This is a genomic window from Bradyrhizobium sp. sBnM-33, assembly GCF_032917945.1.
GTDB lineage: Bacteria > Pseudomonadota > Alphaproteobacteria > Rhizobiales > Xanthobacteraceae > Bradyrhizobium.
Genome location: NZ_CP136624.1, coordinates 4,403,314 through 4,427,226, shown reverse-complemented (window position 1 = coordinate 4,427,226; position 23,913 = coordinate 4,403,314). Strand labels below are relative to the sequence as shown.

At 62.7% G+C, this 23,913-nt stretch carries 24 protein-coding genes and 1 pseudogene; 9 read left to right on the top strand and 16 right to left on the bottom strand.

What is annotated here, in order from left to right; translation table 11 throughout:
• Positions 1-4: 4 nt before the first annotated feature.
• Together RX328_RS20305 and RX328_RS20300 are read left to right on the top strand one after the other, a co-directional pair.
• Positions 5-526: a FecR domain-containing protein gene (locus RX328_RS20305; RefSeq protein WP_213245832.1), complete on the top strand. Its 522-nt coding sequence runs from the start codon at positions 5-7 to the stop codon at positions 524-526.
• Between the two features lie 11 nt (positions 527-537).
• On the top strand, positions 538-2,436 hold the full coding sequence (locus RX328_RS20300) for a CHASE2 domain-containing protein (protein WP_213245834.1): 1,899 nt from the start codon (positions 538-540) through the stop codon (positions 2,434-2,436).
• Between the two features lie 14 nt (positions 2,437-2,450).
• On the opposite strand, the gene RX328_RS20295 is transcribed toward RX328_RS20300, so the two are convergent.
• The 3 genes from RX328_RS20295 to RX328_RS20285 form a co-directional block, all read right to left on the bottom strand.
• Complete coding sequence (locus RX328_RS20295) at positions 2,451-3,950, bottom strand: glycosyltransferase family 39 protein (protein WP_213245836.1); 1,500 nt, start codon at positions 3,948-3,950, stop codon at positions 2,451-2,453.
• A gap of 267 nt (positions 3,951-4,217) precedes the next feature.
• Positions 4,218-5,348 carry a glycosyltransferase gene (locus RX328_RS20290; RefSeq protein WP_213245838.1) on the bottom strand — a complete coding sequence of 377 codons (1,131 nt, stop codon included), beginning with the start codon at positions 5,346-5,348 and terminating at the stop codon, positions 4,218-4,220.
• Between the two features lie 247 nt (positions 5,349-5,595).
• Complete coding sequence (locus tag RX328_RS20285) at positions 5,596-5,793, bottom strand: hypothetical protein (RefSeq protein ID WP_213245840.1); 198 nt, start codon at positions 5,791-5,793, stop codon at positions 5,596-5,598.
• A 215-nt stretch (positions 5,794-6,008) separates the two neighbouring features.
• On the opposite strand from RX328_RS20285, the gene RX328_RS20280 reads away from it, so the two are divergent.
• Positions 6,009-6,623: a phasin family protein gene (locus RX328_RS20280; protein WP_213245842.1), complete on the top strand. Its 615-nt coding sequence runs from the start codon at positions 6,009-6,011 to the stop codon at positions 6,621-6,623.
• A gap of 264 nt (positions 6,624-6,887) precedes the next feature.
• The gene (locus RX328_RS20275) at positions 6,888-7,712 is read left to right on the top strand and encodes a DUF72 domain-containing protein (protein WP_213245844.1); all 825 of its coding nucleotides are present in this window, start codon (positions 6,888-6,890) and stop codon (positions 7,710-7,712) included.
• Positions 7,713-7,715: 3 nt separating this feature from the next.
• Here the strand turns inward: RX328_RS20275 and RX328_RS20270 are convergent, their stop codons facing one another.
• Entirely contained in the window at positions 7,716-8,687 is a 972-nt protein-coding gene (locus tag RX328_RS20270; RefSeq protein ID WP_213245846.1) for a Bug family tripartite tricarboxylate transporter substrate binding protein, read from the bottom strand.
• A gap of 140 nt (positions 8,688-8,827) precedes the next feature.
• Here RX328_RS20270 and RX328_RS20265 point away from each other — a divergent pair, with 140 nt between their 5' ends.
• Entirely contained in the window at positions 8,828-9,292 is a 465-nt protein-coding gene (locus RX328_RS20265; protein ID WP_213245848.1) for a DUF488 family protein, read from the top strand.
• Positions 9,293-9,379: 87 nt separating this feature from the next.
• Here the strand turns inward: RX328_RS20265 and RX328_RS20260 are convergent, their stop codons facing one another.
• The 7 genes from RX328_RS20260 to RX328_RS20230 form a co-directional block, all read right to left on the bottom strand.
• The gene (locus RX328_RS20260; RefSeq protein ID WP_213245850.1) at positions 9,380-10,294 is read right to left on the bottom strand and encodes a PhzF family phenazine biosynthesis protein; all 915 of its coding nucleotides are present in this window, start codon (positions 10,292-10,294) and stop codon (positions 9,380-9,382) included.
• Positions 10,295-10,306: 12 nt separating this feature from the next.
• On the bottom strand, positions 10,307-11,617 hold the full coding sequence (locus RX328_RS20255; protein ID WP_213245852.1) for an adenylate/guanylate cyclase domain-containing protein: 1,311 nt from the start codon (positions 11,615-11,617) through the stop codon (positions 10,307-10,309).
• Positions 11,618-11,721: 104 nt separating this feature from the next.
• Positions 11,722-12,888: an ABC transporter permease gene (locus RX328_RS20250; protein WP_249725977.1), complete on the bottom strand. Its 1,167-nt coding sequence runs from the start codon at positions 12,886-12,888 to the stop codon at positions 11,722-11,724.
• The gene (locus RX328_RS20245; RefSeq protein WP_213245853.1) at positions 12,885-13,832 is read right to left on the bottom strand and encodes an ABC transporter ATP-binding protein; all 948 of its coding nucleotides are present in this window, start codon (positions 13,830-13,832) and stop codon (positions 12,885-12,887) included. Before RX328_RS20245 ends, RX328_RS20250 begins: the two co-directional genes overlap by 4 nt.
• Positions 13,829-14,614: an HlyD family secretion protein gene (locus RX328_RS20240; RefSeq protein ID WP_213245856.1), complete on the bottom strand. Its 786-nt coding sequence runs from the start codon at positions 14,612-14,614 to the stop codon at positions 13,829-13,831. The genes RX328_RS20245 and RX328_RS20240 overlap by 4 nt, the downstream gene beginning before the upstream one ends.
• On the bottom strand, positions 14,611-15,318 hold the full coding sequence (locus RX328_RS20235; RefSeq protein WP_213245858.1) for a TetR/AcrR family transcriptional regulator: 708 nt from the start codon (positions 15,316-15,318) through the stop codon (positions 14,611-14,613). Before RX328_RS20235 ends, RX328_RS20240 begins: the two co-directional genes overlap by 4 nt.
• Before the next feature lie 726 nt (positions 15,319-16,044).
• Entirely contained in the window at positions 16,045-17,133 is a 1,089-nt protein-coding gene (locus tag RX328_RS20230; RefSeq protein ID WP_213245860.1) for a TRAP transporter substrate-binding protein, read from the bottom strand.
• Positions 17,134-17,344: 211 nt separating this feature from the next.
• Here RX328_RS20230 and RX328_RS20225 point away from each other — a divergent pair, with 211 nt between their 5' ends.
• Complete coding sequence (locus RX328_RS20225; protein ID WP_213245862.1) at positions 17,345-18,298, top strand: cyclase family protein; 954 nt, start codon at positions 17,345-17,347, stop codon at positions 18,296-18,298.
• A 102-nt stretch (positions 18,299-18,400) separates the two neighbouring features.
• On the opposite strand, the gene RX328_RS20220 is transcribed toward RX328_RS20225, so the two are convergent.
• From RX328_RS20220 to RX328_RS20205, 4 genes are all read right to left on the bottom strand, one after another.
• Positions 18,401-18,604 (bottom strand): hypothetical protein, encoded by a 204-nt coding sequence (locus RX328_RS20220; RefSeq protein WP_213245864.1) that lies wholly within the window; start codon positions 18,602-18,604, stop codon positions 18,401-18,403.
• A gap of 256 nt (positions 18,605-18,860) precedes the next feature.
• Entirely contained in the window at positions 18,861-19,073 is a 213-nt protein-coding gene (locus RX328_RS20215) for a hypothetical protein (RefSeq protein WP_213245866.1), read from the bottom strand.
• A gap of 233 nt (positions 19,074-19,306) precedes the next feature.
• The gene (locus RX328_RS20210) at positions 19,307-19,657 is read right to left on the bottom strand and encodes a hypothetical protein (protein WP_213245868.1); all 351 of its coding nucleotides are present in this window, start codon (positions 19,655-19,657) and stop codon (positions 19,307-19,309) included.
• Positions 19,654-20,973 (bottom strand): sulfite oxidase, encoded by a 1,320-nt coding sequence (locus tag RX328_RS20205; RefSeq protein ID WP_213245870.1) that lies wholly within the window; start codon positions 20,971-20,973, stop codon positions 19,654-19,656. The genes RX328_RS20210 and RX328_RS20205 overlap by 4 nt, the downstream gene beginning before the upstream one ends.
• A 437-nt stretch (positions 20,974-21,410) precedes the next feature.
• On the opposite strand from RX328_RS20205, the gene RX328_RS20200 reads away from it, so the two are divergent.
• Both RX328_RS20200 and RX328_RS20195 read left to right on the top strand, forming a co-directional pair.
• The gene (locus RX328_RS20200; RefSeq protein ID WP_213245872.1) at positions 21,411-21,728 is read left to right on the top strand and encodes a hypothetical protein; all 318 of its coding nucleotides are present in this window, start codon (positions 21,411-21,413) and stop codon (positions 21,726-21,728) included.
• 322 nt (positions 21,729-22,050) lie between these two features.
• A complete protein-coding gene (locus tag RX328_RS20195; protein ID WP_213245874.1) occupies positions 22,051-22,239 on the top strand; it encodes a hypothetical protein in 189 nt (62 codons plus the stop codon).
• A 106-nt stretch (positions 22,240-22,345) separates the two neighbouring features.
• On the opposite strand, the pseudogene RX328_RS20190 reads toward RX328_RS20195, so the two are convergent.
• A pseudogene (locus tag RX328_RS20190) lies at positions 22,346-22,450 on the bottom strand (DUF2000 domain-containing protein); the annotation flags it as partial.
• A gap of 368 nt (positions 22,451-22,818) precedes the next feature.
• On the opposite strand from RX328_RS20190, the gene RX328_RS20185 reads away from it, so the two are divergent.
• Positions 22,819-23,865, top strand: a complete 1,047-nt coding sequence (locus tag RX328_RS20185) for an MBL fold metallo-hydrolase (RefSeq protein WP_213245876.1) — start codon at positions 22,819-22,821, stop codon at positions 23,863-23,865.
• Positions 23,866-23,913 lie beyond the last annotated feature (48 nt).

Here is a 23,913-nt window from a genome sequence, read left to right as displayed (position 1 = left end):
CGCCATGACAATGCAGGCACGCGCCGGATCGATCGCCTTGGCAGCCATGCTGCTGTTCGCCGGACCTGCGGCGGCGCAGCCGGCAAAATCAGGCTGCACGTCCGCATCGACGGCCCAGGGAACGCAAACGTTGCGTTGCCAGAACGCGATCACGATCGTGGCCGAAAGCGGCGCGAAGTTCGAACTCAGGGATCGCAACCGTGATGGCCAGGTCGATTCCGTTGAACTCAGCAACAAGGCCCTGCTGCTCGAAGTGCCGAAGAAGCCGGGCCGCGTCAGGTTCGAGGTTATGACACCGCAGGCGATTGCCGCTGTGCGCGGTACCAAATGGACGGTGGACGCCGAAGGGGCTAAGACATCGGTCTTCGTCGTCGATGGCCGGGTGCGCGTGGCGCGCCCCGCCGGCCGCGGCAGCGTCGTACTCGGCGCCGGTGATGGCGTCGATGTCGAGCCGTCCGGCGAGTTGATCGTCAAGCGCTGGCCGCCCGCGCGCGTTGCGGCCTTGATGGCAAGATTGGGACAATAGAAGCCGAGCGGATGAGCCGTCGACGCCTTCATATTCTGGTTGTGTTGCTTTGCACGGGATTGTGGGCAGGCGCGATGTGGCTCGGCCATTCGGCCGGCCATCTGCGGTTCCTCGACCGGCTCGAGTCGGCATTGACCGACGTGCGCACGCTGGTGCGCGGCGTGAAGGCGCCGCCGGACCTCGTCACGATCGTTGCGATCGACGACACTATCGTCAAACTCGTCGGCACCTATCCCCTGCCGCGCGCGGAGATAGCCAAAATCGTCGAGGCGATCGCGCGGCTGGAGCCGAAAGTCATCGCGATCGATCTCTTGCTAATCGACAAGGGACCCGCCGACGGCGATGCGGCGCTCGCGAAATCGCTCGCGGCGAGTCCGACAGTGCTTGCAGCGGCTGCGGTGTTTTCGAACACCGTTCAGCCTTCCGCTGACAACGACGGGCCACTGGCCCGTCTGCCCAAGGCCAGCCGCTTCCTGCTGCCGCTGCCGGCATTCGCCGACCGCGCGGAAGTCGGTATCGCCAATGTGGCGACCGGCCAGACCGGCACGCCGCTCTCGGTCCCGATGCTGTTCCGGACGCACGACAAAATCGAATTGTCGCTTCCGCTCCGGGTCGCATCGATCGCGATCGACCAACCGCTGACGATCGAGCCCGACCGCCTCAGGTTCGGCGATCGGCCGATCCCAACCGCCTCCCACTATGCGCTGCCGATTTCCTATTACGGCCCTCGCCAGACGATTCGCACGATCAGCGCCGCCAGTCTGGTCGACGGCCAGGTCGACAAGCAAGCCATCCAGGGCCGCATCGTCGTGCTCGGCGCGACCGCAACCGGCGCCGGCGACTTCTTTCCGACGCCGTTCGATTCACTGATGCCTGGGGTGGAAATCATTTCCACTGCGATTACGCATCTGGTCGCGGGAGACGGCCTCGTGCGCAACCAAACGGTTCGTATCGCCGGGGCGATCACGGCGATCCTGCTCCCGATGCTGCTGGTCGGTTTGCTGGTGTGGCGGCGAAACCCGATCGGCCTCGTGGCGGTCAGCGCGGTCGTGCTGGCATGGGCGACCGTAAATACGATTGCTTTCGCGCACGGCATCTGGCTCGACGCCGCGACCACCATTGCCGCAGCAGCGCCGCCGCTCATGCTGTTCGGCGCGGTCCAGCTATGGTCGGGCCGGCGCAGTGCCCAGCACCTCGCCGTACAAAACAGGTTGCTCGAACAATTCCAGACGCCGGGCCTGCAGCAATGGCTGACACGCGATCCTGACTTCCTGCTGGCGCCGGTCCGGCAGAATGCCGCGGTCGTGTTCATCGATCTCTCTGGATTTACCTCGCTCAGCGAAACGCTCGATCCGGATGCCACGCGGGGGCTATTGAAGGGATTTCACGCGCTGGTCGACAAGGAAGCGACGCGATGCGGCGGCATGATCACGAGTTTTCTCGGCGACGGCGCTATGATCCTGTTCGGCCTGCCGGAGCCGGCGGAGGATGACGCTACACGCGCGGCAGAATGTTCGATCGCGCTCTGCGTCAAGACCGAACGCTGGATCGAAGCGTTGCCGCCGGCAATCGCGCATCGAATCGGATTCAAGATCGGCGCGCATTTCGGGCCGATCGTCGCCTCCCGGCTCGGCGGGCGCAACCATCAGCACATCACCGCGACTGGCGACACCGTGAATGTGGCGAGCCGGCTGATGGAAGTGGCGGCCCGCCACGATGTCAGGCTGGCGGTGAGCGATACGCTGCGCACCGTAGCCGAACGCGCCGGCGCGCGGCTGAAAACCGGAAGCCTTGTCGGCCCGGTCGAAGCGCAGATTCGCGGCCGGTCCGGCTCGCTCACGGTCTGGCTGTGGCAGAGTGAGCGCCCCACACTGGACCAACAACGTACACATCCCGACGCCGCCGAGTGACTGGCCCACGCGCCCTATTGCAATTCCGGCGGCGGCGTGCGGTCGAACACTTCGCCCTTCGGGCCGCGTAGGAGATGGAGTGCATAGGTCTCGACCACGAGCGAGCCGCGCGTGCGCTCGACCTCCCCGACCTTCTCCACGCTGGCGAACCTGTCCCTTAACGGAAGATCCCCCGGCCAGACCTCGCGGACATAAAGCAGCGGTCCGGCGAGCTGCGTCGCGTCGGGCTCGGGCATGTTGACCCATCGGATGCGCTGGCTCTGCTGCGCGACGCAGGTGCCGTTCGGCAGATAGAAGGCGAGCCAGCCGGTGGTGCCGTAATCCGAGGCCAGCACGCATGTGGCTCCCGTTCGCGCCCTCGCTGCTTCGATCTCTGCGGCCGTTTCGCGCCAGCCGATACCAACGCTGCGCACCGTGGCATCGCGGCGGTAGCCTGACAGCACGCCGGTGTCGGCCTGCACGACCAGCAGCACGAACATCAGAACGCCGCCCGGCACTGCCCAGCGCCGGCAGAAATCGACCAGGCGCTGCCAGCGCGGCTCCCAGTCGACCAGATGCGCGGCGACGGCGGCGGCGATGGCAAACGCAGGATAAACCGGCGCAAACCAGTTGGCCTCGACGCGCGCATGTAGCGAATGCCAGACGAAATAGGCGACGATGATCCAGAACATCACATTGACCAGCGCGCGCGCCGGCAGCGCGCCGGCCCGGCGGCGAAGAAGCGCGTAGAGTCCCATCGCGCCGAGCATCCACACCAGCGGCGTCGCGAACGCGATCTGCGTCGGGATCAGTTCGGCGATGAAGACGGGCCGAAAATCCTCGATCCGCGCCCGCCCCATCTGCTTGATGAAAGACACCCAGTGGTGCTCGGCGTTCCACAGAATGACCGGTGCAAACAGCGCTAGGGCAACGAGGCCGCCGAGATAAAGCCAGGGCGAGATGAGCCAGTGCCGCAGCTTGGGAACCGCGATCAGCCAGATCAGGATGGCGGGTCCGAAGAACAGTGCAGTGTATTTCGACAAGAGCGCGCAGCCGGCCGCTGCGCCGACCGCCAGCCACCACACGCCGCGGCCGGTCTGCAGCACCTTGGCGAGCGCAAACAGCAGGAGACTGGACGCCACCAGGAGCGGCGCGTCCGGCGTCACGATCATGGTGCCGACCGCGGCCATCAGCGTAATGTTCAGGAGGATCGCTGAGGAGGCAGCGACGCGCCGGCTGCCGAACAGGATGGCGGCGGCCTGGTAGATCGCCCAGCTCATCGGCAGCGCCAGCAGGATCGAGACCAGCCGCACGCCGAACTCGGTATCGCCTGCGATCAGGGTGCCGAGCCGGATCACCGCGGCAACCATCGGCGGATGATCGTAATAGCCGCCGGCAAGATGCTTCGACCACATCCAGTAATAGGCTTCGTCGAAGGTGATCGGCGTGAAAGCCGCGGCTACGAGCCGCAGCGCCACCAGCGCCAGGATCGCAAGACCCGTGTTGAGAGCAACGCGCGCCTCGTTCGAGTTCATTTTGGAGAGCTACCGGTCCTGATTGTATCAGGACCGGGCTCCAACTCGTTGTTTTGACCTTCCCACAACTCGTCATCCCGCCCGCCACCCGCCATCCCCGCGAAAGCGGGGATCCAGTACGCCGGGAAGCCAGTGACCAGATCGAAAGGCGGCGGCGTACTGGATCGCCCGGTCAAGCCGGGCAATGACAGCGGAATGTGAGGCGCGCGCGTCATCCCATCATCCCTCACACGAACCGGTATCCACTTCGCTCGAAAACGCTATCGGTCATCGCTTGCGCCAGACGAACAGTCCGGACATGGCGTAGTTCCAGACCACGCCCATCAGCGCGCCGGCAAGCCCCGCGAGCCACCAGATCGGCTCCTGGTCGAAGACCGCGAAGGCAACACCGACGTTTGCAAGCAGCCCGACGCCGCACACCAGATAGAACAGCAACAGACCGCGCAGGATCGCAAATCCCTTCAGCCGCTGGTCCCTATAGGTGAGGAAATTGTTCAGGATGAAATTGCTGGTCATGGCGACCAGCGCGCCAATGGCCTGCGCCTCAGCAAACGGGGCATTGAAGATTTCGTGCGCGATGAACAGCGCCACGAGATGGACGACAAGGCCAGTGCCTCCGACCATCGCGAACAACAGGAAACGCAGCGACACCACATCCTGGGTCAGTTTCGCCAGCACCAGGCCGAGGAAATCCAGCGCCACCATGGAATCGAGCTTGCTCTCGCCGTGCTGGCGCGAACCGAAGGTGTAGGGAATTTCGATGGTGCGCAATTTGCCGTGCGCGGAGGCGACGATATCAAGCAGGATCTTGAAGCCCTGGGTCGAAAGCTGCGGCGCCAGTTGCTCGAAACGGTCGCGGCGAATCATGAAGAAGCCGCTCATGGGATCGGCAATCTCGATCTTCAGCGCGCGCTTGGCGACCTCGGTCGCAAGCTGACTGGCCCCCGCCCGCTTTTTGTTGAAACTGTCGGCGCTGCCGCCCTCGATATAGCGGCTGCCGACGACCAGTTCCGCCTCGCCGCTGCGCAGCAGCGCCACCATCTTCGGCAGTTGTGCTTCGTCGTGCTGCAGGTCGGCGTCGATCACCGCCGCATAGGGTGCGCTCGATGCCAGAATGCCCTCGATGCAGGCACCCGACAGTCCGCGTCGCCCGATTCGGCGGATGCAGCGGACGCGGCGATCCTTTCGCGCCAGCCCCCGCACCACTTCCCAGGTTCCGTCAGGGGAATTGTCATCGACAAAGACGACTTCCCAGGCGATGCCGGCCAGCGTCGCCTCCAGCCGCCGGTACAGCACGGTGACATTGTCGCGTTCATTGAAAGTCGGGACGACGACCGAAAGCTCAGGCAAACCGGCCTGCGACGGGGTTTCGGGGCCCGGTTTGATGGCGTCATTCATGGCCGCCAGCGTATATCCGCCGCCGCCCCACATGCCAAGGCGGAGGTTCCGGAACAGCCACTCAATCGGGGAAAACGGCCTTAAAAAAGCGTCTAAAATGCCAACGACCACGAACAGAGGGCGCGCGTACATCCGGCGCAGCCAAACTATTCATGGTCGTCCCAGCGTTGGAGCTTTGAAGCGTCAACATCGCCGTTAAATTCGATATGGGAACACCGCCCGCGTTCCGCAAGGCGCGGTCCGCCTCCTAATTCGGCACTTCCCGAATCACCGGCCCGCGCGGCGCTGGCGCCGCAGGAGCCGGCTGCGCCGGCGCCGGTTGCTGGCTGCTGGCCGGTTTGGCGGGCTTTCCATATTGGCCGATCGGCCCATAGGCGACGGCGGCCACCAGCACGATCGAAGCGACGATGGCTCCCAAAAGACCGGCGACTGACTGCGAATTCATACTCAACGTTCCCCTACGCCTGACCGGGAACTGATATCATGGAAAAAGCGCGTGGAGGAATAGTCCCTGCGTCGACCATCGAGAAAACCGGCCATCGAGTCCGCCCTTCAAAATCTGACCACGCGAGCGCCGCGCAACCGACAAGCAAGAACCGCGATTAGATCGCAAACATGGCGGAGTCTCGACCTTTGATTTGCAGGGAATAGGGGAAGCAGATGTCGAATACAGATCAGGGCAAACCGGCCGGGAAATCCGGACGGCGCAACCGGAAGGGAGAGCGGGGAAAAAAGGCCGCTCCCCAAGAGAACCCGACGGTAAGTCCGACAGCGAGCCCGGCGCCGGTTGAGTTGCAAAGCCCGGATCAGGAAGCATCGCTGCAACCGGAGCCGGCGCACGCGGAAAGCCCGAAGGTCGATCAGCCTGCCGTCGACGAGCCGGTCGATGCTGTCGCCACGTCGCCCGAGCCGCACCCGGCCGCCGCGCCCTCGCCGGCCGAGCCCGCGCCAGCCGAAGCCGCGTCGATCCAGTCCGCGCCAGTCGAAGCCGCGGCGGAGTCCGCGCCGGTCAGTCTGCAGACCATTGCGAACGCCTATCGTGACTACACAAGGAAATCGCTCGAGGACTTCGGATCCTTTGTCGAGCAGCTCAGCGGCGCTCGATCGCTCGACAAGGCGATGATGGTTCAAAGCGAATTTGTGAAGCGGGCTTATGAGACGTCAGTGGCCGAGTCGCAGAAGATCTGCGAACTTCACAACCGGCTTGCCAAGCAAACCCTAGAACCCTTCAAGGGACTGACAGGCACTACGCGGGCGACGCACGGCAAGTCCTGAGGTTCGCGCGTTTCGGCGCAAATGCGTGAAAGCAAAGGACTCCGGTCTTCCGGAGCCCTTTTCCTTGCGAAGCGCTACGCCTATGAGCCAGCGCCTTGGCTCTGGCCTCGCTTCGATGCCGCTCCAGCCCGCGCATATAGTGTCGCTGCGGGCGGTAGCGGCCGGCCCAGTTCCGCATGATCTTGCGGGTTAGAACCGTGGCCAATCAGGGCCGAGTTGGTTAACATCGCTCGGAGCCCTCCTCTTTTTCGAAGAGTCTTCCCAGTGAGCAAGCCCTCGAAGTCGACCGCAACCAGCAGCGGCAGCATCTATATCGGCATCGGCGGCTGGACCTTCGAGCCGTGGCGCGGCGTTTTTTATCCCGAGAAGCTCGCGCAGGCGAAGGAGCTGTCCTACGCCGCCTCGAAGCTGACCTCGATCGAGATCAACGGCACCTATTACGGTTCGCAGAGGCCGGAAAGTTTTCGCAAATGGGCGCGTGAAGTGCCTGACGGTTTCGTGTTTTCGTTGAAGGGACCGCGCTTCGCGACCAACCGCCGCGTGCTGGCGGAGGCCGGAGACTCCATAAAGCGCTTCTACGATTCCGGCGTGATGGAGCTTGGCGACCGACTAGGCCCGGTGCTCTGGCAGTTCGCACCCACCAAAAAATTCGACGGGGCCGATTTCGGCAAGTTCCTCGAACTGCTGCCGCGCAAACTGGACGGGCGCGCACTGCGTCATGTGGTTGAGGTGCGGCATGACAGTTTCTGCGTGCCGGAATTCATCACCTTGCTGCGACAATTCGAGACGCCGGTCGTGTTCGCCGAGCACGGCAAATATCCCGCGATTGCCGACGTCGTCAGCGATTTCGTCTATGCGCGGCTACAGAAGGGCAATGACGAGATCAAGACCTGCTATCAGCCAAAACAGCTCGATGCCTGGGCCAAGCGGTTTCAAGCCTGGGCCGCTGGCGGCGAGCCCGACGACCTGCCGCGCGTCGACAAGACCAAGCCGAAGAAGATGCCGCGCGACGTGTTCGCCTATGTGATCCACGAGGGCAAGGTGCGCGCGCCGGCCGGCGCGATGGAGTTGATCGAGCGGGTGAAGTGATCCTCAGTCGAGCTTGATGCCTGCCTCGCGGATCAGTTTCGTCCAGTTGTCGTATTCGGACGCGACGAAAGCATCGAGCTTGTCGTCCGGCAGATCCCACGGCTCCCCGCCGCTCTTCTCAAAGCGCTCCTTCAGCTCTGGCAGCGAGGCACGGATTTCCCGGCGCAGTTTGGCGATGGCCTCTGGTGGCGTCTTGGCAGGTGCAAATATCCCGAGCCAGGAATCGACATCGAGGCCGGGCACACCGGCTTCCGACATCGTCGGCACATCAGGCGCCAACGGGCTTCGCTTCGACGACAGCACCGCAATGCCCCTCGCCTGCCCGGACTGCACGTAAGGCAGCCCGGCGGCAATCGAATCGAAGAACAGGTCGATGCGGCCCGCCAGCAGGTCGGTAAAGGCCGGCGGCGAGCCCTTGTAGGGTATTTCCTGAAACTTCACGCCAGCAGCCTTCATGAAGGCAGCCGCTACCAGTTGCTGACCGGTGCCGACGCCTGCCGTCGCGACCGAGATCGAGCCGGGATTGGCCTTTGCAGCGGCGACGATCTCCGCCAGCTTGCCGTGCGGCAAATCCTTGCGGCCGACCATGACGTAGCCGAACTTGTAGACCAGCGCGACCGGCACGAAGTCCTTGCGCGGATCGTAGCCGAGCTTGGAATAGAGCGCCGAATTGAATGCCATGTTGGAGAGCCCGCCGACCACTAGCGTGTAGCCGTCTGGCTCGCTCTGGCTTGCGGCCTGCGTGCCGACGACGGTGCCGGCGCCCGGCTTGTTCTCGACCACGAAAGCCTGCCCTATCCGCTTCGACAGCGCCTCCGCCACATGCCGCCCAACCAGATCGTAACTGCCGCCCGGCCCGATCGGGACGATGATCTTTACCGGTCGATCGGGATAGCCCGACTGTGCGTACGCTGCCGCAACGCTTAACACGACGAACGCGAACATCCATGCTAGCGAGCTGCAAATTCGGTTCATCGCTTTCCCCCCGTGACAACGGCCATCGACTGGCTCTTTCCCCGAACTATGGGATATGACGCCTCTATCGGCAATGCAGATGTAGCAATCGATCGATCATTACCGTAGCCTTGCGGCAGCGACATAATGTCTGGATTGGTATGGCCCGCAGGACCAAACGCATCTTCACCATCGGCTATGAGCAGACGCCGGCGAAGGCGGTGCTCGACGAGCTGGAAGCCGCCGGCGTCAAGCTTTTGGTTGACGTGCGCGCGGTGGCGGCGTCGCGTCGGCCCGGCTTTTCGAAGAATCAACTCGCGGCTGGCCTCGACGAGCGCGGCATTTCCTACCTGCACCTGAAGGGGCTCGGGACACCGAAGGACGGCCGCGAGGCGGCGCGCAGCGGCAAGTTCGATCTGCTGCACAGGATCTATTCGGCGCACCTCAAGACAGCACAGGCGAAGGAGCAGCTTGACGAGCTGTCGGCGCTGGTGCGGAAGTCCGGGCCCGTGTGCATTCTCTGCTACGAGCGCGACCACACGCAATGTCATCGGCAATGGATCGCCGAGATCATCGAGGACCGCGACGGCGTGAGGGTAGAGAATTTGGTCGCGCCGCAGGTGTAGAATCGTCGCCCGGATGAGCGCAGCGACATCCGGGTCGACACGAACACCCGTCCCGGATGTCGCTTCGCTCATCCGGCTACGAGACGGTTACGCTTTGCCATCCAGCCGGAACGTTCCTTCCATCATCTTCACGCAACTCCCGCCGACATAGATGGAAGCGATCTTGCCGTTCTGCTTGCGCACGCGCGTCAGCAACAAGCTCGGCCGGCCCATGTCGACGCCCTGCCCGATCCGCAATTTCACTTCGCCATCCTTGGTAGGGTCGAGATCGGCAAGCAGCGCCGCGCAGGCAGCCGTCGCGCTGCCGGTGGCCGGGTCTTCGGACAGGCCGCTGGCGCCGGGATGAAACATCCGCGCCTGCAAGTCGCATGGCTGTCCACCGGCCGGCACGTCGCGCGTATAGAAGTAGACCGCGTCGCTGCTGTCGCACGGAAAGGTTCTTGCGAACGCCGCGGCGTCCGGCGTCGCCCGCCGCAGCGCCTCGCGGGAGGCAACCTCCACTGCGAGGAACGCCAGGCCGACCGAGATGATCTGCGGCGGATGACGATCGGTCTTGACGTCGCCAGCCGACAAGGAGAGACAAGCCGCAGCCTGTTCAGCGCTGACATGCGACATCCCTTTCAACGGCTGCGGCGCCGTGAATTCGGTGCTGACGACCCTGCCCTGCTCGGTCACGACCTCGACCGGCACGAGGCCAGCCTCTTCCTCGAACAACAGCCGCGCCGGCGGTTTTTCCGCGAGCGTCGCCAGCACAAAGGCGGTGCCGACATTGGGATGACCGGCGAAGGGTATCTCGCGGTTCACGGTGAAGATGCGAACCTGCGCGTCGTGGGCGCTCTCGCGTGGCGGCAGCACGAACGTCGTTTCCGAATAATTGAACTCGGTGGCAATCGCCTGCATCTGCGCGGTCGACAGCCCGCCGGCATCGAGCACGACGGCGAGCGGGTTGCCGCCAAAGGCGCGGTCGGTGAAAACGTCAACGGTGATGTATCGTCGTTGCATATCGCTATTCCTTTATCCCAGCCGCCACACGGCCATCGGCCGCTCATAGCCCCTGACCTCCACCTCGCCGAGCGAGACGGCATCCCGGCACGCTTCACCAAGCGCTTCGCGCACCGCTTCGGAGATCAGGAATTGCGAGTTGAAGTCCTTGTTGAGCGCTTCGAGCCGCGAGGCGAAGTTCACGGTGTCGCCGATCACGGTGTATTCCTTGCGCCGGGGCGAGCCGATATTGCCGGCGACGACTTCGCCGAGGTGAATGCCGATGCCGATGCGCAGCGGCCAGCTCGTCGCTTCATTGACCCGCCCATTGGCTTCCAGCATTTCGCGCGCCGCGGCAACCGCCCGGTGCGCCGGGTCCGGCGCTTCCAGCGGTGCGCCGAATAGCGCCAAAAATCCGTCGCCCAGAAACTTATTCACGATACCGCCGTGGCGGTCGAGGATGTCGACCAGCACGGCAAAGGCGCCGTCGAGCCGATCCACCACTTCCTGCGGCGCGCGGGTGCGCGCGCCGGCGGTGAAGCTGCGGAAGTCGACGAACATGACGGCGACGCGGCGGATGTCGCTGTCGGTCTTGGCGCCTTCCGCCATTAGGCGTTCGACCACCTGCGGCGAGACGTGCTGGCCGAACAAATTGGTGATGCGGTCGCGCGCGGTAGCGGCCTTGATGCTCGCCTCGAACTGTCGCCGCAACTGATGGCCGACAGCGCCAGCGAGCAAGCCGCAGATCAGGATGATCAGACTGCGCGCGGCGTGGTAGTAAATGCTAGGCTCGGCATCGCCCGTGGGCGGATGATAGAACATCGCCATGCAAAACAGCTCGACGGCAGCGACGGCTCCGGTGAAGGTGGAGAGCCAGAAATCCAGCCTCAGCGTAGAGAGAATGATGAAGATGAAATAGGCCATCGGCGTCACGAAGCCGAGCGCCGCGACCGATCCCATGCTGTTGATGTGCAGCGCCAGCGCGATCGTCGGCATTGAGGTCTCGATCAGCGCGCCGAGGTAGCGGCGGACTATGGGTAGGTCGCGCCCCTTCTGCATGTGGCGGGTAATCTGGCCATGCACCCACAGTTCGAACAGGATGAACGGCACGAGCATCGCATAGAGGTATTCCGGCTTCAGATTGCCGTGCCAGACGCGGCTGACCACGTCGGATGCGAAGAAGTAGACCGTCCAGAGAATCAGGGCCAGCAACACGGTAGTCGCGATCAGCGCCTTGATGCGTAGCAGCTCGGTCTTCATCACCTCCTGCATTAACGCGCGCTGGAAGTCGGCCGACACTGCCGTGTCTTGGTCTTTTAACTTTCTACCCAAGAACCCGAGCATTATGGCCCCTTGTCATTCCGGGGCACGCGCAAGCGTGAACCCGGAATCTCTGGATTCCGGGTTCGGCGCTTCGCGCCGCCCCGGAATGACTGCAACATATACCCTCAATCGAGCGTGCGACGGAAGCGCGTCACGGCGATCGTCATTGCCACCAGCATCAGTACAATGAGTGCAATCGTGTCGTATTGCAGGTTGGAAGGAGCGGCGCCTTTCAACATGATTGCGCGGACGATGCGGATGTAATGGGTCAGTGGCAGCGCCTCGCCGAGATACTGCGCCCACACCGGCATGCCGGCGAACGGAAACATGAATCCGGACAGCAGAATGCTTGGCAGGAAAAACATCATCGACATTTGCATCGCCTGCAACTGGTTCTGCACGATGGTAGAGAAGGTATAGCCGATCGACAGATTGGTGGTGATGAACAGCGTCGTCAGCGCCGCCAGCAGCGCCACGCTGCCGAGAATCGGCACCCCAAACAGCAAGGTCCCGATGCCGACGATCAGCGAGGCCTGGATGAAGCCGACGATCACGTAGGGAATGATCTTGCCGAACATCACCTCCACCGGCCTGATCGGCATCGACAACAGGCTCTCCATGGTGCCGCGCTCGATCTCGCGCGTCACCGACAGCGCGGTGAAGATCAGCATGGTCATGGTCAGGATGGTGCCGACAAGGCCCGGCACGATGTTGAGCCGCGATTCCGCGGCCGGGTTGTAACGGGCATGTGCCCTGATCTCGAACGGCATCGCGGGCGGATCGCCGATGTGAAGGTCGTGCGCGAGTGCGGTCTGTACCACCGCACCGAGCGTGCCCAGCGCGGAGCCTGCCGCGACCGGATCGGTCGCGTCGGCCGCTACCAATAGCGCCGGGCGGTCGCCGCGCCGCACCGCGCGCTCAAAACCGCGTGGGATCTCGACCCCAAACAGCACCTTGCCCGACTGCAGGAGATCGTCGAACTCGGCGACGCTGTGTACTTCGCGGGTGAAGCGGAAATATTTGGTATTCTCCAGCGCCTTCAGCACCGAGCGCGCCAGATCGCTGTCCTCCTGGATCAGCACCGCCGTCGGCAGATGGCGCGGCGTGGTGTTGATGGCATAGCCGAATAGCAGCAGCTGCATCACGGGGATCATCACGATCATCGCGAACGAGACGCGGTCGCGGCGGAGCTGGATGAATTCCTTGACCAACATCGCATAGCTGCGCCGCCAGAAGCCGAAAGCAGGCTCCGGCATGCTCCGATTTTGGCTGGCAGCATCGGTTGCACTCATTGGAAATTGTCCTTTGAGCGGTTCATGAGATCGATGAACACGTCTTCCAGCGAAGGCTCGCTGTCCTCCCAGCGCCATCCGCTCTTATCGCGATAAGGCGCGATGGTTGTCTCAAGCGCAGATTTGTCGCGCCCCGAGACGTGCAGACTGGTGCCGAACGGCGCCACCATGTCGACGCCTGGCTTGCCTGCGAGGTCCGCCGCGAGTCCGTTGAGATCGTCGCCGGAAACCGTCCAGGTCGACAACGCCGATTTCGCGATCACCTCGTCCACTGTGCCGTGCGCCAGCAGGTGACCGTAGGCGATGTAAGCGATCTCGTGACAGCGTTCAGCCTCATCCATGTAATGAGTGGAGACCAGCACCGTCAGCCCTTCGGCGGCCAGCGCATGGATCTCGTTCCAGAAATCGCGCCGCGCCTTGGGATCGACGCCGGCGGTCGGCTCGTCCAGCAGCAGCAGTTGCGGATTGGGCAGCGTGCAGGCGCCGAGCGCAAGCCGCTGCTTCCAGCCGCCGGAAAGTTCACCGGCAAGCTGCTCCTCGCGGCCGTTCAGGCCGATCCGCCGGATCATGTCACGTGCGGCGCCGCGCGCGTCGCGCATGCCGTAAAGCCGCGCGACGAATTCGAGATTCTCGCGCACCGAGAGATCCTGATACAGGCTGAAGCGCTGCGTCATGTAGCCGACCAGGCGCTTGATCTTGTCGGCGTCGCGGCGGATGTCGTAGCCGAGGCAGGTGCCCTCGCCGGCATCCGGCGTCAATAGCCCGCACAGCATGCGGATGGTGGTGGTCTTGCCGGAGCCGTTCGGGCCCAGGAAACCGTAGATCGAGCCGCGTCTCACCTGCATCGAGAGATCATGCACGACTTCGCGGCCGCCGAACGATTTTGAAAGGCCCTCGACGTTGATGGCAATATCCGCGCCAGATGTCGTCAAAACCGAATTCATCTCTTCTCCGCTACCGGCGTCCGGGCGTTGAGGAATACGCTGATCGGCTGACCGACGCGCAAGGCGTCCGGCCGGCTCGGCCGCGCCTGGATCAGGTAGACCAGCTTGTTGCGCTCATCGAGGCTGTAGATGACCGGCGGGGTGTATTCCGCCGTCGTCGCGATGAAGTAGATTTTTGCGGTGAGATCGGCCGCGCAATTATCGCAGGTCACCTTGACCTCGTCGCCGATCGCAAGCTTCGGCAGCTCCGTCTCCGGCACAAAGAAGCGAGTCTTCATGTTGCCAGGCGGCATGATCGACAGCACGGGCCGCTGCGCCGGCACCATTTCGCCTTCGCGGAAATAGATCTGCTGGATGGTTCCGCCGACCGGCGCAAAGCCGCTGCGCCGCGCCAGCCGGGTCTGCGAGGTGTTGACGCGGGCTTCCGCGACGCGCAACGCCGAGGTCGCTGAATCGAGGTTGGCCTGGGTGCCGGAGCCGGTCTTGCTCAGCGACGCCGCGCGGTCGTAGGTCTGCTGCGCGTTGGCAAGCGTCGCCTTGTTCTGATTGAGGTCGGCCTGTTGCAAATCGTCGTCGACGGAATAGAGGAGATCGCCGGGCTTGACCTCGTCCCCTTCCCGCACGTTGAGCTTGATGACGCGGCCGCTTTCGTCGGGGCTGACGAAGATCATGTCCGCCTCCACCCAGCCCTGAAAGCCCGGATCCCGGCGCTCCTTGCAACCGGCGAGTACGGTGGCCAGCGCCAGCGCGGCCAGGATCGTTATCGTTCGCGACGAAGTCATGCTGTTCTCCGTTCGCCAAAAATCAGATCGAGGTGCACCCGAAACATTTCGAGGGCATCCAGTGGCGCATGTCTGCTGAAAAGGCTCTGCCAGATCACGGCGATGAGCGCCGGCGCCACCATGATTTGCGGAAACCGCGCCAGGTTCTTATGTTGAATCTCGCCGCGCGCGATGCCGAGTTCGATCAGCGCACGCATGCCAGCGAGGCCTCGCGAGACCACTTCGCGGTAGTAGAAGTCGGCGACCTCTGGAAATCGCGGGCCTTCGGCAACGATCAGCCGCACAAGGTCGCCGCGCCGCGTGGTCGCTACCTCCTCGATGAAGGTTTTGGCGAACCCCTCAATCATGTCGCGCACCGATGCTCCGGGCTGCGGCGGCGTCGCCCACAGGCGGGTCACCAGCGGCACGATCGCGGTCCGGATCAATTCCTCGAACATCGATTCCTTGTCCTTGAAGTGCAGATAGATGGTGCCCTTGGCCACGCCCGCGCGTTTGGCGATGTCGTCGAGCCTCGTCGCCGCAAACCCGCGCGCAATGAACTCCTCCATCGCCGCCTCGATGATGGCCCCGCGCCGCTCGGCAGCGCGTTCGGCACGGCTGGAGGCCAGCAGCGGCTTTGAGGACGCCGACGCCTTCGCCCCGGTCCGGCGATTGACCGGCTTCGAAGCTGATTTCCTGGCGGTTTTGGCAGCTTCTTTTGTCATGCGCCAGTTATGACTGACTGGTCAGTCATTGTCAATTCGAACCAGAAGGCGGCTCTTCACATGGGCGTGACCCGGCCGGAGATCCCCTCGATCGCGCTGCCCTTCGGATGATGTTGCGCCTCGCCAAAGCAGCGTCACATCCCATGCATGCGGGATGTCGCTGTGGTCTTTCCACGGTCATTGCGAGCGCCACAACGGGTCGTCATGCCCCGCGAATGCGGGGCATCAAGTACGCCGCGGCCTATCGGTTTAATCACTGCTGTCTCTGGAATACTGGATCGTCCGCCGGAGCCTGTCATCGGGTGCGCGTTCGCGCGACCCGTTGGCGGACGATGACAGTGAATGTGCGTCAGCGTTCTCGCGGCGCACTGCGCCCGAGCTTTTCATCTTGGTGTCCCCTCCTCGAGAACGAGGGTGCAGGGAATGCCGGGTGCCCTTCATCCTGAGGAGCCCCGCGGAGCGGGCGTCTCGAAGGACGTAGGCCACAGACGGGCCTCATGGTTCTCCCGGCGATGCGAAGCATCGTCCGGAGACGCGCGGAGCCTGTCATCGGGCCGCGCTACGCGCGGACCGTTGGCGCTCCTCACCATGAGGGGCTTATGACGCAATACGTTTAGCCGAAGGCGTCATCCGCCGTCGCACCTGACGTAAAATGGCGGATTACGCTTCGCTAATCCGCCCTACGCCCTTAACCAACCAGCAATTCCGACTCTCCCGACGCGCACCTCACCCCTTGCGCATTTTGCTGAGCAGGTAGTTGTCGTAATAGTTCTCCGCGATCTGCGTATAGAAGAGCACTTCCTTCATGTACGCGTCGTGGCTCTCCTTGGTCTTCTTGAACAGCGCGCTCTTCTCGGCGATCTCGTTCAGGTGGTCCTGCGTGGCCTTGTAGCAGGCTTCCAGGACCGGCTGCGGAAACGCGCGCAGCTCCGCTCCGTTGGCGACAAGCCGCTTCAGCGACGCAGGATTGACGCTGTCGTATTTTTCGATCATCCACGCGCCGGCTGCCGAAGCGGCCTGGTTCAGGATCGCCTGGTATGGCTTGGGAAGCGCATTCCACTTCTCCTCGTTCACGGCCATGTGCAGCATGGCCCCGCCTTCCCACCAGCCGGGGAAATAGTAGTACTTCGCCACCTTGTAGAAGCCGAGCTTCTCATCATCGTAGGGACCGACGAACTCCGCGGCATCGATCGTCCCTCGCTCGAGCGCCGGATATACGTCACCGCCCGCGATCTGCTGCGGCACGACGCCGAGCTTTGCCAGCACATGGCCGCCCATGCCGGCGATGCGGAATTTCAGGCCTTTGAGATCGTCGACGGTCTTGATCTCCTTGCGGAACCAGCCGCCCATCTGCGTGCCGGAATTGCCGCACAGAATCGCATGCGCCTTGAAAGGCTTCAGCGCCTCGTTGCAGAGATCAGCGCCGCCGCCGAACGTCCACCAGGAATGCTGATGGCGATGGTTCATGCCAAACGGCGCGCCGGTCGCATAGGTCAGCGCCGGCTCCTTGCCGATGTAGAAATAGAGCGGCGTCTGCGCGATCTCGACGGTCGCGGAGGTCACCGCATCAAGCGCCTGCAGGCCGGGCACGATCTCGCCTGCCGCAAAGGTTTGAATCTGAAACTTGTTGTCGGTGGCATCAGCCACGTACTTTGCGAAAGTCTGCGCCGTGCCGAAGATGGTTTCGAGCGACTTCGGAAAGCTCGAGGTCAAACGCCACTTGATCTCGGGTGCACCTTGCGCGATCGCAGGTGCTGCAACCAGCGTCGTCGCGCCGACCACGGCGCTGCCTTTGAGGAACGTACGGCGTTTCATGATGTGCTTGCTCCCTAAAATGAAAGTCGATTGGCGTCGGGGCAAAGCGGGCCTTCCGCCCGTTTGAGCGCATCATAACGGACATCGAGGCATGCGTGGAAGCACAACCTCACCGCTATCGGGCGGATTGTCGCTTGAACCGCCTCAATCGGACCAGCATTATTTGTCCCAGGGGCGCCGTCTCCAGAGCGCCCTCTCTTGGGAGGTACAGATGAAAGCAATCACATTCGGTGCGGCGATCGCGCTTGCGTTTTCCACCGCCGCCTACGCGCAAGCACCAACATGGACTGTTCCGTCGGAAAGCCAGCGCTGTCCGTCGAAATGGGGCGCGGCCGACGAGCGCGGTTCGGCCAATCATCAGAAGCCGGCGGCCGTGTTGAACGCCGCGAAATTGATCAAGACCGGCGAGGTGATCGAGTTGGCGCACGTGCTCGGTCCGAGCATGGCGTTCTTCGGAACGCGGCGCTTCGACATGCATGCCAAGCGCACGTTCATGAATCAGTTCTCGAACATGCGCGGCTCGAATGAGGAGATCATCATCACCGAGCTTGGCCAGGTCGGCACGCAGTTCGACGGCTTTGCGCACCAGACCCATCTCAATAGCTGGTACAATTGCCAGAAGGTCGACGAGAACGCCGACCGCATCGGCTTCAAGAAGTTCGGCATCCATAATGTGGGAACGCTGTTCACGCGCGGCGTCCTGATCGACGTCGCAGGGTTCAAGGGCGTCGACATGCTGGGCGACAATTACGAAATCACCGTGGAGGATCTCGAGGGCGCCCTGAAGAAGCAAAACCTGACACTGCAGCCCGGCGATGCCGTGATCATTCATACCGGTTGGGGCAAGCTCTACGGCAAGGACAACCCGCGCTACGTGAAATCCTGCCCTGGTATCGGCGTGCCGGCCGCGCTCTGGCTAGTCGCAAAGGACCCGATGCTGCTCGGCGCCGACAACTGGCCGGTCGAGGTCGCGCCCAATCCCGACAAGCAATTGTCGCTTCCGGTGCACCAGATCGCGCTCGTGGTGAACGGCATCCATCTGCTGGAGAACCTCAAGCTCGACGAGCTAGCGCAAAAGGGCGTCGGCGAATTCGCCTTTGTGATGCAGCCGCTCAAGATTCAGGGCGGCTCGGGCTCCACGGTGTCACCGATCGCGGTGAGGTAGCACAGCTCTCCGATCTCCGCGAGAAACCCGGTGCTTCGGAGATCGCAACCCACGATCACGCCCCGGGCCTCAGTGTGATGTCCGCTCTGGAAGCAGCGGACATCACGAAGGGCGCATATCGTGTCCCGCCTCTCTCAACTGATCGAACTCGCCGGGATGATAGATGGCGCCATCGGGCGTCACGATCTCGACGTTCCAGCAACCGTCCGACATCAGCTCCTCGGCCTTTTTCAACGCGGCTGGAACCGACTCCCGGTTAAGAGTTACGTTCCCCGCCGTATCCTGCCCTGTAATCAAAAACCTCATATGACCGGCTCCCCGCGCAAGCTGGCTACCAGCCTGGCCTGAAGCGCATTTGCGTCAAGAGGGTCGCTCGAGCTTCGGTTCTGATCGAACCGAAGCTCGAGATTTTTGTTTTGGCGCGCCTGTCCGAGCGAACCGGGCTACTCCTCGGTCGGTCCCGGAAGGAGACGACGCAGGCGCTGAGCTTCTTGCCATGTCGCAAGAACCGCCCTGCCAAAGCGAACGAGCCTGGTTGCGGAGTGCACGAGGATGAGTGTGATCATGGCAGCCGGCCCGCCTTAACAAGCAGACGCCCGGTCTGACGCTCGGCGTCGTCGGGCAGTTTAAGTCCGCGGGCGGCAAGGTACTGCTCGACGACACGGTCGGCCCGTTGCTGACGGGCTTGGATTTGAACGCGCAACAATCGGGTTAAAAACGAGGTTTTTCTGGTCGGGGCAGAAAACCAGGCCCCAGCGGTGAGTATGTTCGCCATGGATGGCTCCTTTATCGGAGTTGTCCTTGGGCGAATCTCCTTCCCTGGTTCAGAGATAGATATTGGTACCAACAAATGCGAGATCAAATACCTCGCAACGATGCATCAATTTTGCACCTCGCCGCGCAAAATGCCCGGCGCAATCACATGGCTGTAACAGCAAATACGCATGCCGTGGAGCCAAGCGAATCATTGCTGCGAGATCGTTGGGCGGAGTGTGAGTCGCGAGCGACTCACTTCGCGAACGGGTTCACCCAGCCTCCCCGGCCGGCCGGCGCGCGCGGCGGATAGGCCGTCTCAAGATAGTTCAGCACCACCTCACGATCCTTGTCGTCGAGCGGCGGCATGTTATGGCGGCGGATCATCAGGTTGATCGAATCCTCCCACTGCGTGCGCGTCATGCCCTGCTGCGCCACCAGGCGGAAACCGTGGCAGGCGGTGCAGGCGTAGAAGGTTTCGTGCCGGCCGGGACCGGCGGGAAACTGCTCCGGACTTTCCTCGCGTGGCGCAAACGTTGTCTGCGCCATGGCCGGCGCGATCCAGAGCGCGCCGGCCATCGCGAACCACACCAAGCGCTGCATCATCCGACCAGCACGGCGATGCGGTGCATGGCGTTGCCGCCATAGCCTTGCGGATTCCAGAAGCCGGCCTGATGCGGCTGCATCGCGCCCTTGGAGTCGGTCGCACGCGCCCAGATCTCGAAATAGCCGTCACTCGGCAGTTTCAAGGTCGCGGTCCAGCGCTGCCAGTCATATTTGTTCTTCGGTTTTTCGAGCGTCGCCCGCTGCCAACTCGCGCCGAAATCGCTGGAGATATCCACCTGCCTGACGGTGAGATCGCCGGCCCAGGAGGCGCCGCGCAGCTTCAGCTCCTTGGTGCCGGCCGCGAACTTCGCCCCGTTTGCCGGATTGGTGATGATCGAGCGCACCGGCATCGATTCGAGTATACGGAAATTCGCCGGATCGGCCTTGCCGCCGGGCACCATCGGCTTGATCGGGGTACGATAGGAAAACTCCGTCATGCCGGGGCCGTCATGCTCGCGGTCGCGGATGGTGATGCGCGTCAGCCACTTTTGCGATGCCGAGCCCGTCCAACCCGGCACGATCAGGCGCACCGGCCCGCCATGGATGTTCGGCAGCGGCTGGCCGTTCATGCCCCACACGATCATCGTGTTCGGGTCCATGGCCTTCTCGATGCGCACGCCGCGCGAGATGGTCGGCTTGCTGGCATCGCCCGACAGATGAAGATCGGCCGCATAATGCGCGGTGTATTTTGCGGATGGCTTCAGGCCCGCCTTCTTGAGCAAGTCGGCGAGCGGCACGCCGGTCCATTCGGCGCAACCTGCCCCGCCATTGGTCCACTGGTTGCCGCGCGCCGGCGGTGAGAACTGTGAGCGGCCGTTGCCGCCGCATTCCAGCACCATGCGCCGCGTCACGGCCTTGTGTTTCGATTTCAACTCGCCGAGCGTGATCTCGAGTCCGTTATTGACCTCGCCATCGATGGTAATCTTCCAGGCGTCGGGATCCTTCGTCTCCTCAGGGACCTGCCCGTTGTTGCGGATGTAGAATTTCTCGATCGGCGTGGTGTCGTCGTCGAGCAGGCTTTCGGGCGTCTCGGCGACCAGCGGCCGCTCGCCGAGCACGACAAGGCCCTCATGCTTGCCGGGATATTTCAGGTATTGCGGTCCTTTGGCCGGCGCGGGCGCGCCGGCCGACGGGGGCGTGGCGGCCGGAGCGGCCTGCGCATGGGCCTGAGGGATTCCCCCGTCGTTGCGTGAGAGCGGCATCGCGCCTCCGATGACGGCGCCGATCGCAGCCAGCCCTGAACTGCCCAAAAATCTGCGCCGGCTGGTTTTGAAATTATTGCCATTGGGCGCATCGCGCCCGGACTCCCGCGCCATGATATCCTCCCTCGCCGCCCTATGCCGGGCTTTTTGGCCGCAGTTCCCTTCGGAAACCCGGCTGGCGGGAGTATTCGCGTTTTGCGGCTTTGCCGCAAGACGGCCTGGACGAGCCGCCGCGCGCGCCTCAAGGCGTCCGGCATTGGCGTCAATTTGTCGCTCGACACGGCCCATAAACCTTGCGAGATTCCGCGATGCGACCGCCGCACACGGAAGGCGGGACATGCTTGTCGTCAGACTTGCGTTGCTCGCAACTCGATTGCGGGGTTGTGATTTTGTCTGCCAGGCAGACAGTCGGGCGTAAATCGCGCCCTCGAAGTGCCGGAGATATACTGGCAGCAATTATCATCACCGGTCGCTGCGGGCAGGTATCGCCGGTCTATCGAGGCATCGCCCGATAGCTGCCATGTCAAAGTTGGAAACAGCGGAGACCTGCCATGACTACTATCGAAGAAGCTCCGAGCAAGCTCGTTCTGAAAGCAGGCTCGACCACGCTTACGTTCGACAAGGATTCCGGCAAGGCGATACTGCAGAAAAAAATGTTATTATGGAACAAGAAGCCTGTCGAGTTCCCGCTCTCCGAAATCGATGACATCGCGGTAAAGTCGGACGTGGACGGCCTTTCAGGCGCGGAAATCCACCACAGCGTCATGCACAGGCGCAATGGCGAGATCACCGTCCTGACCACCGAGGAAGCCAAGGACGCTGCCGAGACGGTCAAGAAGCTGCGCGGATTTGTCGGACTGCAGAGTTGAGGCGCAGGACGTTGCCGCTCGGTGTCCGCTCTTGTGCGGACACCGCGCGATGCCTGACGGCACCATTTCTGGCATTGGGACAAGCTGACATTGTCATTGCTCCCGACGAGTGTCCGCTGGTGAAGGAACGCGCAGTCGGAACGATGTCCGTTCGTCGGCTTTCAGCAGCGTGACTGAGATGCCCGCCTCCTAGCTCGGCATCGCGACTTGAGCCGCCGCATGCGGAACATCGCTGGCACGTCCCCCAAACGATGTGCCCTAACCCTCACGCGAAGGCCCAAGGGGCTAAAAATTTACACGGTCACATCCAAGGAGCAACACCATGACCCCACACATCCCCGAGGAAGATTCTACCAGGTTGATCGACAGGAATCCCTTCGTAATCGTGGCCAACACGATGCCGCCTCGAGATCCTGATGAAGACGATGAAGACGAAGAAGACGAAGAGGAAGAGGACGAAGAAGAGGGCGCAAACGAAGCGCCGGTCGTACGCGAGCCGGACGAAGACTAAGCGAGATGTTTGAGACAGCCTGGGTTTCGGAACCAGTCGGCGCGCTGGCCCACTGGAGTGCGCAGCGAACGCCTGCCGACCGCTCTGAACTTATCGGTCGACTGCTCTAGATGTGAAACTTCAGCCCGTCGACGATCTTGTCGACCACCTTGCGCTCGGCGCGCATCGCGAGCCCAACCAGATTGAGCTCGGCACGGATCACGCCTTTAACCACCTCAAAGCCCCCGGGTTGCGCGATGCCTGCTGTGGCCCCGCCCTTTTATTGCTGAGGCATGGTCAGCGGTGCTGACACTAGATGCTACTCCAAACGTCTACGCCGCGCCTCGTGACCTTCGTAGTGACACCTCCGGAAATAGGGCGTACTCAAGCATTGCACTGATCACGGCCTCAGCGTCGTGGGCATAGCCCTCGAATGACACCGGGAACGACGACCGGTTCGTCGAACACTAGAAGCGGTGTTTTGGCATAGACCAAATATCGTCTGATCAGCGCCGAGCAAGGCGCGGGATTCCAATCGCGAAATCGCGCAGGGCTGCGATAAACAAACTCAAGGGGGCGTTCTCAAAGAGGAGAATTGCCATGAAACTTCGCGCAACATTGCTTTTTGCGGTTGTACTTGGCGGCGTTGCTGCCGTAGTTGCCCCTGCCAGAATTGCTGCGGCTGAGCCTGACAGCCAGATCACCATCCTCTACGACGCTTTCGGCAGTGATGCCGCGATGAAGAAGGATTGGGGCTTCTCCGCGCTCGTGGAGATCTCCGGCAAACGAATCCTGTTCGACACAGGCAACGATCCAGACATTTTCGCCACCAACATCAAGGCAAAGGGTGTTGACCTCACGAGCATCGATTTCGTGGTTCTGTCACACCGCCACTCCGATCACATGGCCGGCTTGAACCATGTTCTGAGCGTGAATCCAACGGTGAAGATCTACGCACCTAGGGAAGGATTCGGAATCTACGGCTCGTCGCTGCCATCGAGTTTCTACCGAAAGGACGATTCCTTGCCGCCCGCGATGCGCTACTACGACGGCAGGCCGCCGGAAGTCATGAAGTTCGGTACCGCGTGGCAGGGAGCCAACATCGAGCTTATCGACAAGACAACGGAAATCGCCCCGGGCATTACGTTGCTCGCACTTGTGTCCGACACGCCCGGCACGAAGGAACTCAAGGAGTTGTCCCTGGCCATCAACACCGCGGACGGCATTGTGCTCGTGGTCGGCTGCGCGCACCCTGGGATCGAAAAGATCGTCGAGGCGGCGACAGCGATCAATCCCAGAATTCGCTTGATCGCCGGCGGTTTCCACCTCGTCGTCGCATCGGACGAGATCATTGCCAAGGCCGTGGCAGCGCTCAAGGAAACATTTAAGGTAGAGAACATCGCTCCGGGCCATTGCACCGGTGAGCCGACATTTGCAGCGTTGAAGCAGGCCTACGGCGATCGATACCTTTATGCGGGTGTTGGCACCTCGCTGCCGTTGGCGCCAGGCACGGGTTCTGTTGGGCGCCGTGGCGAGGGACCGGCGCTCCAGGAAGATGATCTGGCCACCTATCGGAAGCTGGCCCGCCGCGAAGACCCCTTCGGTATCCTTCGGGCGCGGCAACGTATGAGGCATTCGAACCTATGAAGCCAGCCATGAGCAACGACCAAATGGACATGGCGCTCCCGGACATAT

Coding starts and splice junctions, on each gene's coding strand:
- RX328_RS20270 (WP_213245846.1), bottom strand. CDS start 8,687: ATGAACCGAATTTGCAGCTCGCTAGCATGGATGTTCGCGTTCGTCGTG.
- RX328_RS20225 (WP_213245862.1), top strand. CDS start 17,345: ATGAAAGCAATCACATTCGGTGCGGCGATCGCGCTTGCGTTTTCCACC.
- RX328_RS20250 (WP_249725977.1), bottom strand. CDS start 12,888: ATGAGTGCAACCGATGCTGCCAGCCAAAATCGGAGCATGCCGGAGCCT.
- RX328_RS20280 (WP_213245842.1), top strand. CDS start 6,009: ATGTCGAATACAGATCAGGGCAAACCGGCCGGGAAATCCGGACGGCGC.
- RX328_RS20205 (WP_213245870.1), bottom strand. CDS start 20,973: ATGGCGCGGGAGTCCGGGCGCGATGCGCCCAATGGCAATAATTTCAAA.
- RX328_RS20305 (WP_213245832.1), top strand. CDS start 5: ATGACAATGCAGGCACGCGCCGGATCGATCGCCTTGGCAGCCATGCTG.
- RX328_RS20215 (WP_213245866.1), bottom strand. CDS start 19,073: ATGGCGAACATACTCACCGCTGGGGCCTGGTTTTCTGCCCCGACCAGA.
- RX328_RS20210 (WP_213245868.1), bottom strand. CDS start 19,657: ATGATGCAGCGCTTGGTGTGGTTCGCGATGGCCGGCGCGCTCTGGATC.
- RX328_RS20185 (WP_213245876.1), top strand. CDS start 22,819: ATGAAACTTCGCGCAACATTGCTTTTTGCGGTTGTACTTGGCGGCGTT.
- RX328_RS20235 (WP_213245858.1), bottom strand. CDS start 15,318: ATGACAAAAGAAGCTGCCAAAACCGCCAGGAAATCAGCTTCGAAGCCG.
- RX328_RS20285 (WP_213245840.1), bottom strand. CDS start 5,793: ATGAATTCGCAGTCAGTCGCCGGTCTTTTGGGAGCCATCGTCGCTTCG.
- RX328_RS20245 (WP_213245853.1), bottom strand. CDS start 13,832: ATGAATTCGGTTTTGACGACATCTGGCGCGGATATTGCCATCAACGTC.
- RX328_RS20255 (WP_213245852.1), bottom strand. CDS start 11,617: ATGCTCGGGTTCTTGGGTAGAAAGTTAAAAGACCAAGACACGGCAGTG.
- RX328_RS20290 (WP_213245838.1), bottom strand. CDS start 5,348: ATGAATGACGCCATCAAACCGGGCCCCGAAACCCCGTCGCAGGCCGGT.
- RX328_RS20260 (WP_213245850.1), bottom strand. CDS start 10,294: ATGCAACGACGATACATCACCGTTGACGTTTTCACCGACCGCGCCTTT.
- RX328_RS20200 (WP_213245872.1), top strand. CDS start 21,411: ATGACTACTATCGAAGAAGCTCCGAGCAAGCTCGTTCTGAAAGCAGGC.
- RX328_RS20195 (WP_213245874.1), top strand. CDS start 22,051: ATGACCCCACACATCCCCGAGGAAGATTCTACCAGGTTGATCGACAGG.
- RX328_RS20230 (WP_213245860.1), bottom strand. CDS start 17,133: ATGAAACGCCGTACGTTCCTCAAAGGCAGCGCCGTGGTCGGCGCGACG.
- RX328_RS20300 (WP_213245834.1), top strand. CDS start 538: ATGAGCCGTCGACGCCTTCATATTCTGGTTGTGTTGCTTTGCACGGGA.
- RX328_RS20220 (WP_213245864.1), bottom strand. CDS start 18,604: ATGAGGTTTTTGATTACAGGGCAGGATACGGCGGGGAACGTAACTCTT.
- RX328_RS20295 (WP_213245836.1), bottom strand. CDS start 3,950: ATGAACTCGAACGAGGCGCGCGTTGCTCTCAACACGGGTCTTGCGATC.
- RX328_RS20265 (WP_213245848.1), top strand. CDS start 8,828: ATGGCCCGCAGGACCAAACGCATCTTCACCATCGGCTATGAGCAGACG.
- RX328_RS20240 (WP_213245856.1), bottom strand. CDS start 14,614: ATGACTTCGTCGCGAACGATAACGATCCTGGCCGCGCTGGCGCTGGCC.